Below are 397 nucleotides of genomic sequence, written 5' to 3'. Positions count from 1 at the left end.
CAGCTCGTCCTTGTAGCGGTAGATCGCGCCGCGCAGCAGCGTCTCGCCGGTCGACAACGGGAACTCCTGATAGAACTGCACGGATTCCGGCATGATCGACAGCGCGTTGTTGGGGAAGATGCCGTAATAGATCCAGGCCTTGCGCAGGTGCTCCGGCAGGTGCGAGGCGTCGGGCGCGAGCTTGATGTATTCGCGCACGCTCCAGCGCCGTCCGGCATGCGGGTTGTAGGTGGCGAAGGAGCGCGACACGCCGTTGACGAAGGGCTCGTCGAAATAAGTCGCACCATAGAGATCCTGCAGCGCAGGATGCGCCATGGCGACGTGATAGCCTTCGTTGTCGACGTCGCGCACCGACTTCCAGTTGACCGGCGACTTTTGCGTCCAGATGCCCCAGGAC

1 protein-coding gene is annotated in these 397 nt (G+C 62.7%); it reads right to left on the bottom strand.

The features are described 5' to 3' along the window. On the bottom strand, positions 1-397 hold a 397-nt coding region (locus EOA29_RS40715; protein ID WP_281061168.1), incomplete at both ends, for an RHO alpha subunit C-terminal catalytic domain-containing protein.

It is taken from the genome of Mesorhizobium sp. M1E.F.Ca.ET.063.01.1.1 (assembly GCF_003998155.1).
Classification (GTDB): Bacteria; Pseudomonadota; Alphaproteobacteria; order Rhizobiales; family Rhizobiaceae; genus Mesorhizobium.
Note: the sequence above shows the minus strand (reverse complement) of the source record. Positions and strands in the feature narration are given on the sequence as shown.